13 protein-coding genes are annotated in these 15,951 nt (G+C 49.4%); 3 read left to right on the plus strand and 10 right to left on the minus strand.

Features of this window, described 5'->3' with window-relative positions:
- Nucleotides 1–21 precede the first annotated feature (21 nt).
- Both ACYVI1_RS13515 and ACYVI1_RS13520 read right to left on the minus strand, forming a co-directional pair.
- Nucleotides 22–450, minus strand: coding sequence for an FkbM family methyltransferase (locus tag ACYVI1_RS13515; protein WP_460910961.1), 429 nt, complete (start codon nt 448–450; stop codon nt 22–24).
- Between the two features lie 33 nt (nt 451–483).
- Nucleotides 484–810, minus strand: a complete 327-nt coding sequence (locus ACYVI1_RS13520; RefSeq protein ID WP_460910963.1) for a hypothetical protein — start codon at nt 808–810, stop codon at nt 484–486.
- 201 nt (nt 811–1,011) lie between these two features.
- On the opposite strand from ACYVI1_RS13520, the gene ACYVI1_RS13525 reads away from it, so the two are divergent.
- On the plus strand, nt 1,012–2,334 hold the full coding sequence (locus ACYVI1_RS13525; protein WP_460911192.1) for a glycoside hydrolase family 2 TIM barrel-domain containing protein: 1,323 nt from the start codon (nt 1,012–1,014) through the stop codon (nt 2,332–2,334).
- Nucleotides 2,335–2,350: 16 nt separating this feature from the next.
- Here ACYVI1_RS13525 and ACYVI1_RS13530 read toward each other — a convergent pair whose 3' ends face one another.
- On the minus strand, nt 2,351–4,906 hold the full coding sequence (locus tag ACYVI1_RS13530) for a glycosyltransferase family 2 protein (RefSeq protein ID WP_460910965.1): 2,556 nt from the start codon (nt 4,904–4,906) through the stop codon (nt 2,351–2,353).
- Nucleotides 4,907–4,946: 40 nt separating this feature from the next.
- On the opposite strand from ACYVI1_RS13530, the gene ACYVI1_RS13535 reads away from it, so the two are divergent.
- Nucleotides 4,947–5,126 (plus strand): hypothetical protein, encoded by a 180-nt coding sequence (locus ACYVI1_RS13535; protein ID WP_460910967.1) that lies wholly within the window; start codon nt 4,947–4,949, stop codon nt 5,124–5,126.
- 358 nt (nt 5,127–5,484) lie between these two features.
- Nucleotides 5,485–6,729: an amidohydrolase family protein gene (locus ACYVI1_RS13540; protein ID WP_460910969.1), complete on the plus strand. Its 1,245-nt coding sequence runs from the start codon at nt 5,485–5,487 to the stop codon at nt 6,727–6,729.
- 311 nt (nt 6,730–7,040) lie between these two features.
- Here ACYVI1_RS13540 and ACYVI1_RS13545 read toward each other — a convergent pair whose 3' ends face one another.
- From ACYVI1_RS13545 to ACYVI1_RS13575, 7 genes are all read right to left on the minus strand, one after another.
- Nucleotides 7,041–7,811: a hypothetical protein gene (locus ACYVI1_RS13545; RefSeq protein ID WP_460910971.1), complete on the minus strand. Its 771-nt coding sequence runs from the start codon at nt 7,809–7,811 to the stop codon at nt 7,041–7,043.
- Between the two features lie 300 nt (nt 7,812–8,111).
- Entirely contained in the window at nt 8,112–8,291 is a 180-nt protein-coding gene (locus ACYVI1_RS13550; RefSeq protein WP_460910973.1) for a GDCCVxC domain-containing (seleno)protein, read from the minus strand.
- A gap of 108 nt (nt 8,292–8,399) precedes the next feature.
- The gene (locus ACYVI1_RS13555; protein ID WP_460910975.1) at nt 8,400–8,627 is read right to left on the minus strand and encodes a heavy-metal-associated domain-containing protein; all 228 of its coding nucleotides are present in this window, start codon (nt 8,625–8,627) and stop codon (nt 8,400–8,402) included.
- A 106-nt stretch (nt 8,628–8,733) separates the two neighbouring features.
- Nucleotides 8,734–12,015: an efflux RND transporter permease subunit gene (locus tag ACYVI1_RS13560; RefSeq protein ID WP_460910977.1), complete on the minus strand. Its 3,282-nt coding sequence runs from the start codon at nt 12,013–12,015 to the stop codon at nt 8,734–8,736.
- Nucleotides 12,016–12,030: 15 nt separating this feature from the next.
- On the minus strand, nt 12,031–13,047 hold the full coding sequence (locus ACYVI1_RS13565) for a heavy metal-binding domain-containing protein (RefSeq protein WP_460910979.1): 1,017 nt from the start codon (nt 13,045–13,047) through the stop codon (nt 12,031–12,033).
- Between the two features lie 25 nt (nt 13,048–13,072).
- Complete coding sequence (locus ACYVI1_RS13570) at nt 13,073–14,767, minus strand: efflux RND transporter periplasmic adaptor subunit (RefSeq protein WP_460910981.1); 1,695 nt, start codon at nt 14,765–14,767, stop codon at nt 13,073–13,075.
- Nucleotides 14,764–15,948: a TolC family protein gene (locus ACYVI1_RS13575; RefSeq protein ID WP_460910983.1), complete on the minus strand. Its 1,185-nt coding sequence runs from the start codon at nt 15,946–15,948 to the stop codon at nt 14,764–14,766. The genes ACYVI1_RS13570 and ACYVI1_RS13575 overlap by 4 nt, the downstream gene beginning before the upstream one ends.
- Nucleotides 15,949–15,951: the final 3 nt, after the last annotated feature.

Genomic DNA, 15,951 nt, shown 5'->3' on the forward strand with positions numbered 1-15,951 from the left:
AGGATGACCTATGCACTAGTATTACTTCTTTAGTGCTTGAAGGGCGTCATAAATATCTCTTCGCAGAAAGGATCGTTTCATGGACTGGGTTGAGTGAATCAGCACATACCCCGCTTTTCGTAGTTTATCGCAGGTCTTCTTGATGCGATAATGAAAAAGCTTGTCCGTTGCGTTATGAACCTCATCGAACTCAACTAAGATCAACTTCACATCGAGCTTATCGTCAAGAATGGTGTCAATGACGGCATATTCCGCCCCCTCTATCTCAATCTTAACCAAATCGATGGCCGTATGACCCAACATATCCATTAAGTTAGCCAGCCGATCAACCGGTGCTTCGATATACTTGCCCGATTCTTTAAACAAGATAACGGAATGGGATGGGTAGTTTTCCCGAGTAGGCTCGTAAAATTTTAGTCTGGTTTTTTCTGTCCAGACACCGACTTCCATAAACTGGATAGTCGCTAACTGCTCTGCCGTAATTCAGTAGGTAAACGGATCATTTTTATGGATGGTTAGCCGCTGTCCTTTGTGAGTGTACTCGCTTAACTTCTTAAAATGAAGTATTCCTTCCGGCATTGGATCAAAAATATAGACCTGGGCATCATAGACGACTTTTATTTCGGTATCGAATGAAACATCCTCGCCCGCTCCAATGCAGTAACAGATGGATGCATCAGTCAGAAAATGGGTAGGCACGTAATAACCGTTATACTGGGAGCCAATATGTTCTATACCGGTAAGCGTCTCCACGCCCTGTTGTGGATGAATGCCCAGCACTTTTTTAGCGGTCTTGACTAATCCTAGCATAGTAAAAATTTACCAACAATAAGGTTGCGATTGCGCTATTTAAGTATCAAAGAAGATAATACCGTGTAAATTTGACTACAAAAAGCAAAGAATCCAATACTGGGAAACTACATGTATTCTGAATTTATAATATTCTTTCGCTCAATTGTAAAATTATCTGTTTATAGTGACTCTCCTCCGTTTAGTAGTCATCATTGTATGATGAGCGTGCCAATACAACGAAAGCGGCTATTCATTTTGGGAATTGCCAGTAGTTTGTTAACCCTGTTCACTAGCTGTCAATCAACTGAATCTACGCATTCAACTAAGACCAGCCTGACGGCTCCAACATCGATTCATTTCAACGGTACATCCTATGAACTTCTCCGGTATGGTAAGCCTTACTTTATCAAGGGAGTCGGTGGGGTGAGCCATTTCGAGGAACTGAAAGCTTGTGGGGGCAATTCCATTCGTGTGTGGGACGACATTGATGCCGGGCGAATTTTAGACGAAGCGCACGGGTTGGGCCTGACGGTCATGTTTGGTTTATGGGTAGAGCGGGAACTGGAGGGCTTCGACTATGATGACCAAACTGCTGTTGAGCGCCAGTATAAGCGAATCCGCAAAACGGTTCTTAAATACCGTGACCATCCGGCCTTGCTGATGTGGTGCGTGGGTAATGAGTGGGCGTTGGAGGCCCATAACTTCAAAGTATATGATGAAGTTAACCGGCTATCAAAACTCGTTCACCAGGTAGACCCTAACCACCCTGTCAGCACCGTCATCTCACCCGACAGCAAACGGGCCATTTGGTTGGTTAGCAAGCGGTGTACCGACGTTGATATTTTAGGCGTAAATTCATATGCCCTGACGGAACACTTAGCCGATTTTTTTGAACAGGGTGGCTGGAACAAACCCTATCTGATTTCTGAGTATGGAGCACCCGCGTACTGGGAAACCCCAACTACGCCCTGGGGTGCTCCCCTGGAACCCAACAGTCGCCAGAAAACAAACTATGTTCAATCAATTTACCGAACGTATATTGCCTCTCGACCACCGAACTGTTTAGGCGCTTATCTATTTTACTGGGGCACTAAACAGGAGGAGTCTCATACATGGTTCAGTGCCTTTGATGAGCAGGGGCGTCAGACGCCACTCGTTAGCCTGATGCAGGAACTCTGGTCAGGTAAAAAACCGGCTAACAGGGCACCGGTCATTCAGGAACTGCTCATCGATGGAAAACCCATTCCCCACGGCACATTTGATCCTTCAAGGGCCCTCCATCAGGCCGAAATTCGGGTTCATGATCCAGAGAACGATTCACTGACGTATGGCTGGGAAATCAAGCTGCGGGCTCAGTCAGGCGCTGATTACGTAGGTATTCCCCGACGGGCTATCCAGGGGCTTCTTAATCGAACGAATGCACGAACCGTGCGTTTTCAGTTACCGCAAAAACCGGGACCCTACCGGTTGTTTGTTAACGTGTATGATACCCATCAGCACGTTGCCACAGCTAACTTTTCCTTTAAGATAGCTACCCCATAACCGGTGTATAAACTAGTTACTTCACTGCCGCAGACCGCATTGCCTGCCAATCCGCAGGTACTGTTCGTAAATCAGCTTCGTTGGCGAAAACGACACCCCGAATGCCTGGGTAGCGTTCCTGCATTAATTCCAGAGCCTCAATGGTCCATTGGCGATTTGGAGAGTGATCCGTTACCGATTCTAATCGTGTAATCAGAATCGGCTTTTGACGAATACTATAGGCAGCGTGCGAACGAACCGACGTATGCGTAAGTTGAAATAAGGCGGCAAACGAATGGGTTTTGTGGTCCGCAGCAACCGATGGGTCGTTGACTACGGCAAAGCCAAGCCAGTCCACATAGTCAGCGCCGGGATAGTACGTTACGACGGAGGAGGGCTGGACCGGACACCACACCCAGGTTATATTCCGGGCCTGCTGTTGTCGGCAGTATCGCACCACATATTGCCACGCCTGCCGATAGACCTCAAGGCTGCCTTCCTGCTCCAAACCCCAGGACTGGTTTGTGTTATCAAACTCGGGCATAAAGCTGGCCAGTACTGGACGGTTCAGGTGACGGGTTGCCCGCACAAACCCTTGCAGCGCTGCGTCGCGTTCACCCCGCAGGATGCTTTTCAGAAAACGCCGTATATCCACTTCTAAGGTGTCTGCTAAGCCAACTGGCTCAATATAAAGCAGGGGTAATCGACCAGCAACTTGATCATATGGTAAACGAATCGACGAGTTCGGGGTAATCGACCAGGTGAGGTGATAGGGCGTGATTGGCGTCAATGATGACGTGACCGGGGGCTGGCGGGCTGATCGGATAGCTAAGCCTGCATAGAACGGTTGGGTATTGGCATACCGTAACTCGGTCGGCAGTGTCGTTGATTTGATTTGGTAAGTGTAGAAAAACATGCTGACCGATGCAAGGACCATTCCTTCAAACAGCGGGATTGCCTTTCGCTGAAGCCAGCCGTACAGCCCATAACGCATTATCCAGGCCATTCGGCGTAGACTCCAGATTTTTTCTGACCGATTGGAGGGTTTAGTAAGCCAGTCGCCTATTTGCTGAAGGGTTCGCTCCTGCCCGGCAATGATATTCATCGTCAGGATGAGTATGTTTAGCCCGCTAAAGCCTAACATCATCTGGAAGTAAATGTTGTAAAGGGCGAATCGGCCATACCAATAGATGCTATAACTAATGGCGCTAAGCGTGGCTATTACAAAAAGTAAATTCGGTAAAATAAGTAGCCAATTGTTGCGCGGCTGGTCGTCTTTCGGCGTGGGGATGTAGGCTACTTTCACCCGACATAGCGTGTAGAGAAACCCCAGTACATACACCCACCAGGTGCCACTGGCTACAATACCTCCAACCAGGTGAAATCCAGCTTCGTGACGTTCAATGAGCCATCGCTGGGCGTATTGCCGAATCAGAAAACCGGTTAGGAGCAGGGGAATATAAACGGTTCCAAACAGCAGTAAATCCACTTGCAATGGGAGCAGCATGGTCAACAAGGACACGATAGGAATTACCAGGTCGATAAGCTGTATAATACCGATGAGGTAATACAGAGGCAGGCTGGCATAATGCAGACGCTGCCGCCACGTAAGCTTGCCAAACACCTTTGGTAAGGTTGTCACCAGCAGTTCGAACGTTCCCCGTGACCACTTTAGCTGCTGTTTGTAGTAGGCTGAAAGCGTCGCTGGAACCAATCCGTAAGAAAGAGGGAGCGGTACATAGACCGACTTCCAGCCATTCGCGTGGAGCAACATGGCTGTGTGCATATCCTCCGATAGTCCGTTGGCGTGACCCCCTATAGAGTCCAGCGCCGACCGGCGGAACGTACAATTGGCACCAATCGCCTGCGTCGTTCCGTAGTTGCTCATACAGGTCATCATCGGCCCGTAAAAGCTATAGGTCTGCTCCGAGGCTCCAAAGGCGACGATACTTTCTTTTCGATTATAATACCCCTGCGCGCATTGCACAAACCCAATGGCGGGGTTTTCAAAATAAGGGAGCACCTGGTCAATAAAATCAGGCACTGGCACATGGTCAGGGTCAATTATCAGGCAAATTTCGCCGGTTGCCTGGCGGAGGGTATTGTTGATATTACCCGCTTTCGCATCGGTTTTGTCGATACGGGTTACGTGCCGAACGCCTAATTCGGCGCATATTTGCCGAAGATACGGATCATCCGCTTCGTCACAGAGATAGGTGGTGTGCGGGTAGGTTATCCGTTGAATAGCCTGCAATGTATTGACCACCATCGCCTTCGGTTCGCCCGGACAGTACGTCGTCAGGACATCGACGGTAAAGGACTTGGTTAGGGGTGGAGCAGATGAGGGAGTGACGTTCCAGTAGTGATACCACTCATGCAACAGCCGAAGTAGTTTAAACAGGACGGAAACCGTTAGCAGGCCAAACAGCCAGGAATACCCCTGATTCCGGGGTTGAAAATAAACCCAGAGAAAAGCGGCCATAAATAGTAGGCCAATCACAATCAACACCTGAATGGGCCGCTTATCACCGGGCCTGGATGTAAAATTATAGGCTTCGTTGGGCGAAGAGTTTGTAAAGATCGGCCAGTTCATTTTAAAGAGGGATTATCACCTTAATTTAGACTCAATAGATTTGAAACGGTCATATAAGTCTATTGGGGTGTATCTACAAAAAGGTACGGCACAGGCCGCCCTGAAAAATCACGGTCCCGCTCCGCTAAGCGGCCAGCGGCTGTACTGGCCGTTGCGCCGGGCCGCCGGAGCGGTCATGACTTGGCTGCGGTCCGTCGCTACGGTAGCTATACAATTATAAATCTGATTGCGTACAGCCACTTGTGAAAGGCTTATCCTGGGCTGAGTTCACTACGAATCATACGCTTGGGACTTCTGCCAGACTGTACAAATTTCGTCGTTTGCGGGTCAAATCTATGTCTCACATACTCAGCTACTATTTTGTAAATGAGACATAGATTTGTGAGATGACAATTTGAGACACCAGTTAACTCAAATTGATAGTAGCGAAAATCACCCGGTAACCGTCGCTCAAAACGGGCGTTTAGTGAAACATCGATTGGTAGATTGTTATAGGATCTCAAGAAGAACTTAGTACATAAAAAAGTTAGTGGGAAGTTTGTAAATTGAATACATTAGTGGCTCAAAATCAAACCCCTATGGAAATTCTCTGCCTACTTTGCTACGGGCTTACAACCCTTCATTTAGGTACCCAAACTTATGATACCCTAATGCGCAATAGTCGGGTAGTCGATAGTTTGGGCAATCCTTGGTTTTATGCCGATGTAGCGACCAAAAACGGAGAAATAGCCTTTAAGCGCTTAATTACATTCACGATACTTTTAATTTTTGCATGCGGCTGCTCGCCAAAATTTTACACCCAAAAAGACTTTAGGGCAACTAAAAAGATTGACGCCCATATGCATATTCGAACCACCAGCCAGGCGGTTTCGGAGCAAGCCTTAGCTGATTATTTTAAAATGGTAACCGTGAATGTTGGGGTCAATCCAGCATTCCTTGACTTACAGGAAAGTATTAGTATCTACCAGGTCAATGCCCATCCGAAGCAAATACACTATCTCACTGCATTCACGCTAGATGGCTGGAACTCTGACCAATGGGCTGAAAAGACGATCCGTCAACTTAAAGAATCGTTTAATAAAGGAGCTCTTGGCGTCAAACTATGGAAAAATATCGGTATGACCGAAAAGGATTCAACGGGGGCTTTTATCATGGTTGATGATCCACGATTTGATCCAGTCATCCAGTTTATCATTGCCCAAAACAAGATCGTCATGGGGCACCTGGGTGAACCCAAGAATTGCTGGCTACCCTTGTCGGAAATGACGGTTAACAACGACCGGGAGTACTTTAAAAACAATCCGGAATTTCACATGTATTTGCATCCGGAGTATCCATCCTATACCGATCAGATTCAAGCCCGGGATCGGTTTGTGGCCAGGCATCCGACTATGCGATTCATCGGCTCGCATCTGGGAAGTCTGGAATACGACGTGGATTCGCTTGCCTTACGATTAGATCGCTTTCCTAATATGGCCGTCGATATGGCGGAACGGATTTCTCACCTTCAATACCAGTCAACACGAAATAGAGAACGAGTACGTAAGTTTATGATTAAGTATCAGGATCGGATTCTGTACGGAACAGATCTGGGCATGCGGGATCTTGCCTTATTTAAATCCACTCGTTTATCAGGTTTAGTTGAGGAGGCCAAAGCAAGGCTTCACCGACACTGGGTTGACGACTGGCAGTATTTTACGAGTGATGACGTGATGGAAGTGGATGAAGTAGACGGCAACTTCAACGGACTCAAATTACCTAAATCGGTCATTGATAAAATCTATTATACGAATGCAGTGAAATGGTTGGGTATAAAGGAATAGGAAGATAAATGCACAATTCTGCTGTCGCATTAAACGCTCCTTTCGTGCGATTGAGCGAGCATCTTACCATGGGCTGTAGGCAAACAGAGTTGAAACTGTAGAGCTACAGCGAAGTCGTGACGATTTTTACGGTCCGCCGTTGCGGTACCTTTTTGTAGATACACCGCATATTTGGTGTCAATCCATCTGGAAGTGGATACGTCTTTGGTTTCGGACTTGATACTATTTTTTTTATCTCCTGTTTGGTTTTGTCCACAGGAGGTAAAAAAACAACCGTTAAGAATAAAGCATATATGTATTTCATAATTTACTTAGCAACCGCCTTTGCGAGGGGCACGTTTATAAATTATTTTACTATCTTGTTCTACATAGTCGCCCGATACTATTGGATATGAATACTTAGGCGCGTGCGATACACTATGGCTTCTTATAATTATTTTGTCGTTAACTTTCAGGCTATGCAATTGCTGAAATTCATTGTTAAAGTTCAAAAAATTCTTGTCAGACTTTTCCGGCCCAAAACTAAGAATATAATCGTCACCATTAATCCTGACCATCACTCCGAAACCTAATCGTGAGCCTGGCGGAAGAGAAAGAGAGGTTACAACAGCCTCCATATTGGTAAAAGCACTTATATGCTTCCTTATTTTAGCTTCACCGGCATACACTTTTTTACCTTCGGGAGACGCTTCCCATTTTTTGTACTTTATACCATCAGGGGTAGCCTCCCATTTTTTCAATGCAGCTTTCCTTTTAGCAGCAGCGAGTGGCTTTGAGGTTGACTTTTTAGAAGCTTCATTTTTAATTTCACGATTAGCAAATACTAGTCCGCTTACCACAACCAGCGGTAAGATCAGCGCATAAATGATTTTTTTCATATATTTTGTAGGTTTAATTAAAATAAATCTATATCCTGATAAATCAGATCCGTTTAAGGCATTCTTTTTATTTTCAAGGATTTCAACAAAGCTAAAAGGCTTTATCATGGCGTCTGTTAAAGACCTGTAAAAGAAGGTTAACGAAACGTAAAAGCTGCTTTTACCGACTGCTGTGGATTTTTTGCCCCTAAGCAGGCTGGGCATATTGTACAAAAATGTTGCCTATACAACTGTCTTACAAAAACGCTCCTTTCGTGCGATTGAGCGAGCAGCTTACAAGTGGTAGTACGCAATCAGAGTTGGAACTGTATAGCTACCGTAGCGACGGACCGCAGCCAAGTCATGACCGCTCCGGCGGCCCGGCGCAACGGCCGGTACAGCCGCGGGACCGTGATTTTTCAGGGCGGCTTGTGCCGTACCTTTTGTAGATACACCCCATTGAATTGCTTCCTTCCTCTCATGGCATGTCAAAATATTAGTTCTACCACAGCAATAGAATTGTTGCTATATGGGAGGCATGGAACCATACGAGCAGAATACGCAACAATCATTTGTCAAGGGTCGGAGAATAGTTTGGCAACGAGAGCATTCGTAGAAAAACTGACAGGCATTCGTCAGCATGATTTCCGTTTTCTGATGACCGCATTGAGGGCAAGTGATAATCGATTCGAGTAGTGTATTCATTATAGTTCAAGTTGTCCGGTCTATTGACGAACAAGTTACGTCTTGTTCTGGGGAAATAGAAAAAGCCGCCCACTATCAGGCGGCTTCCAATGCCAGGGTTATTGCCCATTATGGCAATAGTTCAGCCTTATAACCCGCCTGCTGAACAGCCTGTTTTACGGTTTCGGCTGTTACGCCTTCTGCCAATACTGACAGTACTTTATCGGGATTCTGCGTATCGACCTGCCAGTTGCCTTCGCCCACCGACTGGTTCAGAAAAGGGGTTACTGCGGCTATGCATCCCCCACACTTAATATTGGTTTTAAATTGAACGCCTTTTTGTTCTGTCGTTTCCATGGCCTCTTGTTTTACTACGTTAGTAAGACAAAGGTCACTCGTAAACGGCTCCGATTCGTTACACAATTCCCGTTCGGACTGTCAATATTTTTGGTACGGCCTTTACTTATGACTCCGTTAGTTCAGGCTCAATAAATGGCGCCGTATCCGTCGGTGCCTCATCAGTGTTGAATTTTCCCTGATTCCGATTCCTGAAATACGTCTCCAACGCCCGTTTCCCGAATTGATGAAATACGACGGGTGTAACGATAATATCCAGAAGCGTACTCGATAGTAACCCACCCAGAATAACGGTGGCGACGGGGAACAGAATTTCCTTACCAGCCGCCGACGCATCCAGCGTCAGCGGAATCAGAGCCAGCGCAGCTACTAAAGCGGTCATCAGGACGGGCACTAAGCGTTCGAGTGACCCCCGCACAATCATGTGCTCCGAAAAGGTTTCGCCTTCCTGCTCGATGAGGTGGATGTAATGGGAAATCATCATGATACCGTTGCGGGAAGCAATGCCGGTTAGGGTAATAAAACCCACCAGTGTCGCTACTGAAAACGTGCCACCCGTTAGCATCACCGCCACCACGCTGCCTATGAGTGCCAATGGAACATTGAGCATAATCTGCAATACAATCCGTGATGACTTGAAGTGGCTGTAGAGCACTAAGAAAATACCCAGAATCGAAAAGATACTCAGCAGTCCAATCAGATTCGTGGCTTCCTGCTGACTCTCGAACTGCCCGCCGTATTGTACAAAATAACCCGTTGGCAATTTTACCTGTTGCGCTATTTTGGTCTGCAACTCTTTTACAGTGCTGCCCAAATCCCGGCCCTGAACGTTGCAGGAAATCACAATTCGGCGTAGGGTGTTTTCGTGGGCGATGGAATTAATGGCTGTCGTGTAGGCAATATCAGCCACCTGACCCAGCGGAATGGCGTTTCCCTGCGCGTCACTGATTTCGGCTGATTTAATCTTCTCAATATCGATGCGCTCGTCGTTCTGCACCCGGAGCAGAATATCAAACGTTTTAGGACCATCCAGTACCTGACCGGTGACTTTACCATTGTAGAACACCTCTAAGTTTTCGGCCACGCGGCCCGCCTGAATGCCGTAGCGTTGCAGGGCATCGCGTTTAAGTTTAACCATCAACTGCGGCACCATCACCTGTTTCTCGATCTGCACATCGACCACGCCCGGCACGCTGCTGATGGTTTGCCGAATCCGGTCGGCGTTGGTGCGTAATTCGTTCAAATCATTGCCGAACAGTTTGATAGCGACCTGCGCCCGAACGCCCGACAGCAAATGGTCGAGCCGATGCGAAATGGGTTGGCCAATGTTCACCGTTACGCCCTTGAGTTCGTCCATCTTCTGACGGATGTCGGCCAGGACTTCTTCCCGGCTGCGGTCAGAGGGTTTTAGGTCTACTTCGATTTCCGAATTGGCGGGCGGTTCGGCGTGTTCATCTAATTCGGCCCGGCCCGTTCGTCGACTCACGTACCGCACTTCCGGCACCTGCATCAGTAGTTTTTCCCCCACTACGCCAATCTGATTCGATTCGTCCAAGGATGTACCGGCTGGGGTGGAAAAGTTGATTGTAAACGAACCTTCGTTGAAAGGCGGCAGGAATTCTGTCCCGAAAAACGGCACCAAACCGGCGGCAGCTACAATCAACGCAATAGCCACGCCCATTATCAGCCGGGGACGCTGTAATCCCCAATGTAGCAAACGGGTATCGTTTCGTTTTAGCCAAATCACCAGACTACTGTCGGATTCGTGCTCGTCCGTTGGTTTGGCTACCGGACCGCCGGACCGCCGTTTTTTCCAGAACTGCCAGTGTATTGGCCCATTTGGACGAGCCAGTAAATAACTGCACAAGGCGGGCGTGACGGTGAGTGATACCAGTAGCGAAGCCACAATGGAGGTGATGTAGGCGATGCCAAGCGGGGCAAAAATACGGCCCTCGATGCCCTGCATGTAAAACAGGGGGATAAAGACCAGCACCACAATAACGGTGGCATACACAATCGAATTTCGGACTTCGGCACTGGCCCGGTAGATGACTTCAAGCGTTGGTTTGGGCCTGGACAATTGTCGATTCTCGCGCAGTCGCCGAAACACGTTTTCCACGTCCACAATGGCATCGTCTACCAACTCGCCAATAGCAATGGCCAGCCCGCCCAGCGTAAGCGTATTAATGGAAATATCGAACGCTTTAAAAATAATGGCCGAGACCACCAGCGACAGCGGAATCGCCGTCAGGGTAATAATTGTGGTGCGGAAATTCAACAGGAACAGAAACAATACAATGACCACCAGAATAAATCCGTCGCGCAGCGCATCCTCTACGTTTTTGAGGGAGGTTTCGATAAAGTCACGCTGCTGGAAAAGGTTCGGGTTGATGTGGACATCGCCCGGCAGGGTTTTCTGGAGTTCAGCTAAGGCTATTTCGACCTTTTTGGTCAGTTCGACGGTGCTGGTACCGGGTTGTTTTTCAACGGTCAGGATGACAGCAGGTGTGCCGTTCACGCTGGCGTCACCCCGCTTGATGGCTCCACCGAATTTGACCTGGGCAATCTGGGATAAGAGCACGGGTAAGCCGTTTCGGTTGGCGACAACGGTAGCCGACAAGTCAGCCAGCGTTTGGACCCGGCCCACGTTTCGGATTAGTACCTCCGAGCCGTAGTGGTCGAAAAAGCCACCCGTCGTATTTTGATTTGTTCCCTGAACGGCCTTGTCCACATCGTCAATCGTCAGTCCGTATTGGCGAAGTTTAGCCGTACTGATGAGTACCTGGTACTGCCGCCGTTCGCCCCCGATGGGGATGACCTGCGCCACACCCCCAATACTCATCAGACGCCTGCGAATGGTGAAATCGGCTAAGGTTCGTAAGTCGGCGGCACTGGTGGTATCGGATGTAAGCCCCACCAGCATAATCTGCCCCATGACCGAACTAATAGGTCCCATGACAGGGGTAATGCCGCCCGGCAGTTGCAGCGTTTGAAGTTTTTCCGCCGTCAGTTGCCGGGCGCGGTAAATGTCCGTCTTCCAGCCAAACTCGACAAAGACCAGTCCCAACCCCGGCGAGGCCACCGACCGCACAATTTCAACGCCCGGCGACCCATTCAGGGCCGTTTCGACGGGTAGGATAACCTGCGTTTCGATTTCTTCGGGGGCCAGCCCGTTGGCTTCCAGGAAAACCGTCACGCGGGGCCGATTCAGGTCAGGAAGCACATCGACGGGTAGGTGAACGACCGTGTAAACCCCATAGACCAGCACTAAAGCCGCGAACGCTACGACGAACAGACGGTTCGTGAGCGAGAAATGAATGAGCCGGTTGAGCATAATCAGAATGAATTCATCTGGCTTGCCGGTCGAAATTGGTTTCTTGACCGGCAAGCCAGACTAGCTGCCTTACTTAACGATAATGACGTAATCGGTTGTGCGGACTTTGCCATCGGACTGAAACTGAACCCAGCCCCGATACACGCCCGCTTTTTCAAAAGTGGTGTGTAAATCGAATTTGCCATTCTCCACGCCGGGGTGAACGTGCAGGTAATTTTTGTCGTCAAGGCCCACAACGACCATATGTGCCTTAGCCCCTAAATAATTTTCGAGCGTGCTGGCATCGATTTCTTTACCTCCCTTTTTCAGCACTCCCTGAATGTGGGTCAGTTTGCCCACCTCGAATTTTCCACCTTCCGGCACCAAATCAAGCCTGTAATCATCCACCGTTGAGCTAAGTTTCTGAGCCGAATAGGTTACGGGTGTATAGGGTGTGCCGGCGACCGTGAGGTTTATTTTTTCTAACTGAGAGGTGCCTCCCGTGGGTGAATAATCTGCGAACAGCAGGTAGTCACCACCTTTGGCAAAACGCGTTTCGGTTTTATTCGCCCCTGCCGTATAGGCTTTATTGCCCGGCAATACGGCAATATCGTAGGTCCCCGATGCCTGATAATCGGGGTGAATGTGCTCAAAATAAGACAGGTCTTTGCTGACCACGATGAGGTGAATTTTCCGCTCGTGGTGCAGGTCTAACGGCACTAATTCACCGGCTTTCCCCTCTACGCCCGGCGTGAACGAAAACAGGGCCGCTTTACCTGCTTCGACCGTAGCGGGCGTAGCCTTGAAATTCATCACATAGGTTTTGCCGTTACTCTTGCCCGCGTTATCGTTATGTTCGAGTTTCATGCCGCACTTAGAGCAAATGTCCCCCTCTTTCCCTGTTACTTCGGGGTGCATTGGACACGCATAGGTATGCGCCCCACTGTGTTCATGCTCATGGCCATCCGCGTCGGTAGTGCCAGTTGTATTGACGGCAGTTGTTTCAGTTGTCGATTCGACTTTGTCGGAATTGTTGCAGGAGATGATGAAAAAGCTGGTGCTGAGTGATACCAGTGTAATGGCAGTGAGTTGAATTTTGGTACGCATAAACTTGATTGGTTTTAGAAAAAACTTATTGGTTTAAATAAATCATTTTGGCCTGGTAGGTGCCGCTCACCACGACCCGTTCGTCGGCTTCCACACCCGTTAGGATTTGTGTAAACTGACCATTATCCGCTCCTGTAGTGACGTAAGCCAGACTCACCACTTCGGGCGCATCTTTAATGAAAACGACAGGCTTGCCATTCATTTCACTGAGCGCGGAGTTGGGAACCGATAGGCCCCGCGTCGCTTTGGCAGACTGCACCCGAATGGTGACAAACTCGCCGATTTTAAACGCTCCGCCCGTGTTGTCCATCTCGAAAAGCAGGCGTTGCGACTGATTGGATGCGTTGATGGTCTGGGCCTGGGAGAGCAGCCGGGCTACCCCCGACTTACCCGCATCGTTGACCCCTTCGACCCCGAACGATTTGGCCGAGCGCACAACGGCTACATCCTTATCGAACACCTGCGCTTCGAGATAGACCTTACCCAGATTGGTGATGGTAAACAGGGTCTCGCCCACATTCACCGTTGAGCCGATGGCGGCTGTAAACGGCCCGACGATACCACCCACGGGTGCTTTTAGGGTGATGGTTCGGGCATTGCCGCCCCCACCTCGGGTGATACCGGTAAAAACCTTTAGATTGGCTTCCGCTCGGTTCAGGCGAGATTCCGCTTCGGTTATATCCCGTTTGGCGGCAATATCTTCGATGGTTTTCAGTCGGTCATACTCTTTTCGGGCGGCCTGAAGTTCTGCCGTCAGGTTGTTACGCTCAGCTTGCAGATTAATCTGGGTAGCCGCATCAATGGTTTGCTCCACCACCGCCAGTGTCTGTCCTTTGCTTACCCGTTGCCCAACCCGCACCAGCAAAGACGTTAGTCGGCCCACCTGTGGCGACTGCACGACGGCCTGACCCGTTGAAGAAGGGATAACCGTACCGGCAACGGTCGTTGTCTGGGACTGCTCACCGGCCTGAAGCCGCTGGGTCAGAATACCGAACAAAAACTGGGTTTCCTTCGGAATGGCGAAAGTACCCGATGTGGCTCCGCCCCCGGCTGCTGCCCCGTGGTCATCGTCCCCATGCGCCGTTGCCCGTTGCCAGGTGGCCGTTGGTAGCAGACAAAACGTGACAACGACCGCTGTGGCGACCCGTCGGTTCCGTACCCGCATCAGAAAAAACATCAGCACCATGCCCAGCAGTAATCCACCGCCCAGCAGGACAAACGTATTCTCGTACCAGTACGAATGAGCTGGTACGGGGGTGTTAGGGGTCGAAATGGGCAGTTCTTTTCCAACCTCGATGCCGGGTAATAACAACAGGTCGGCTCCCGGTCCGGCGTTCAGACTAACCGTCAGTGAATAAGCTTTTTTAGCCGGAAACGTCCCGGTTAGTTCATAGATGCCGTTGCCGGTTGGCTTGATGGTAAACTTCAGTTTATCATCGCCGGGACTCCCTACTTGCAGCGTAGCCCCGGCAACGGGCCGATTGGAGTTGAACTCGTTGATATACAGACGTAGTTTGCCCGCTTCACCGGCTTCCAACGGCTCATAATGCAGGACTAGTTCATACTTGTCCGATATGGCCTGCGTGGTAAAGTAAGTCATGGCCTTCCCGGTAGGAGCCTTTGCGCCGTGGTCATCGCCCCCATGCGATAGTGCGAACTGGTAACTGACCAGCCCGCAGAATAGCCCCAGCAGGGCCGTGAGTTGGGTTCGTTTGTTCATAAATTTCCGGTTAAATACTGAATGGTTAGTAGCGACTGGTTGTAATTCCGCAGCGCGTCCACATAGCGTAGTCGGATAGCGTAGGCATCATTGATGGTTCTTAAAAAGCTCACGTAGTCATTCTGACCACTTTGAAACAGTCGCCGGGCGGTGTTGATGATGTCGTCGGCTTGTCGGAGACCGGTCGTTTCGTAATAGTCAAGCGATTCGCGATACTTGGTATAATCACCCTGTGCCTGTTGTAAGTCCACCGATAGCGTTTGTACCTGGGCTATTGTTCGCTGTCGGGCCAGTTGCAAGCCCGTCTGAGCGGCTGCTGTGCGGCTGCGGTACTGCCCAAACCAAATCGGCAACGTCAGTCCGAATCGAAACCGGAGCTGGGTGGTCGTTTCTTTTGGCCCCTGATTGTAGTAGCCAACCAAAATGCCGGGCAGCGACCGGGCACGCTCCAGTCCAATTTGTTGCTGACTAATCACTTCCGTTTGCCTGAAAAACGCCAGTGATGGATTTAGCCCCAGTGATGCGGAGTCAATCTCTGTTAGCGCAATGGTTGGCTCTTTTCGCCCTAACGCAACGGCCTGAATGGGTTCCGGGTGACCAAACAGTCGTTGCAATTGCCGGTTTATGGTTTGCCCGTCGGCCCTGGCCTGTCTGAGTTGATTCCGTATTTCACTCGCCTGCGATTCGGTAAACGTTTTGCTCAAATAATCAATTTGCCCAGCCGTAAACTGCCGACCGGCGGTCAATCGAAGTTGATTATAGACACTGTCCTGGAGTTGGTATTGCCGCGTCAGGGCTTCGGCGTACTGGAGAGTCAGATACAGGGTACGTACCCGAAAGCGAATGTCGTTTTCGGTAATTCGTTTCTCCGTTAGGGATAAGCCAATCTGCTGGTTTTGAAGCTGGTATTGCCGTTTGTATACCGTTGGTAACTGGAAGGACTGATTGACACCAATGGTATAAAATGAGCCGGTTGGGCTATCGGTAAACACGTCCAGATTTGGAATGGTATATGCCCCTTTGAGCAATTGCTGATTTTGGCGGATGCTTAAATCAGCGGCCCGGATAGCCGGGCTGTTAGCCAGCACCAACGCCACGACCTCGGCTTCGGAAAGCGTTTTCTGCGCGAGGGTGTTATAGGCAAATCCCCAACATACTAACAAACAAATCAGTCGGTTCATACT

This window comes from Spirosoma areae, from assembly GCF_054781775.1.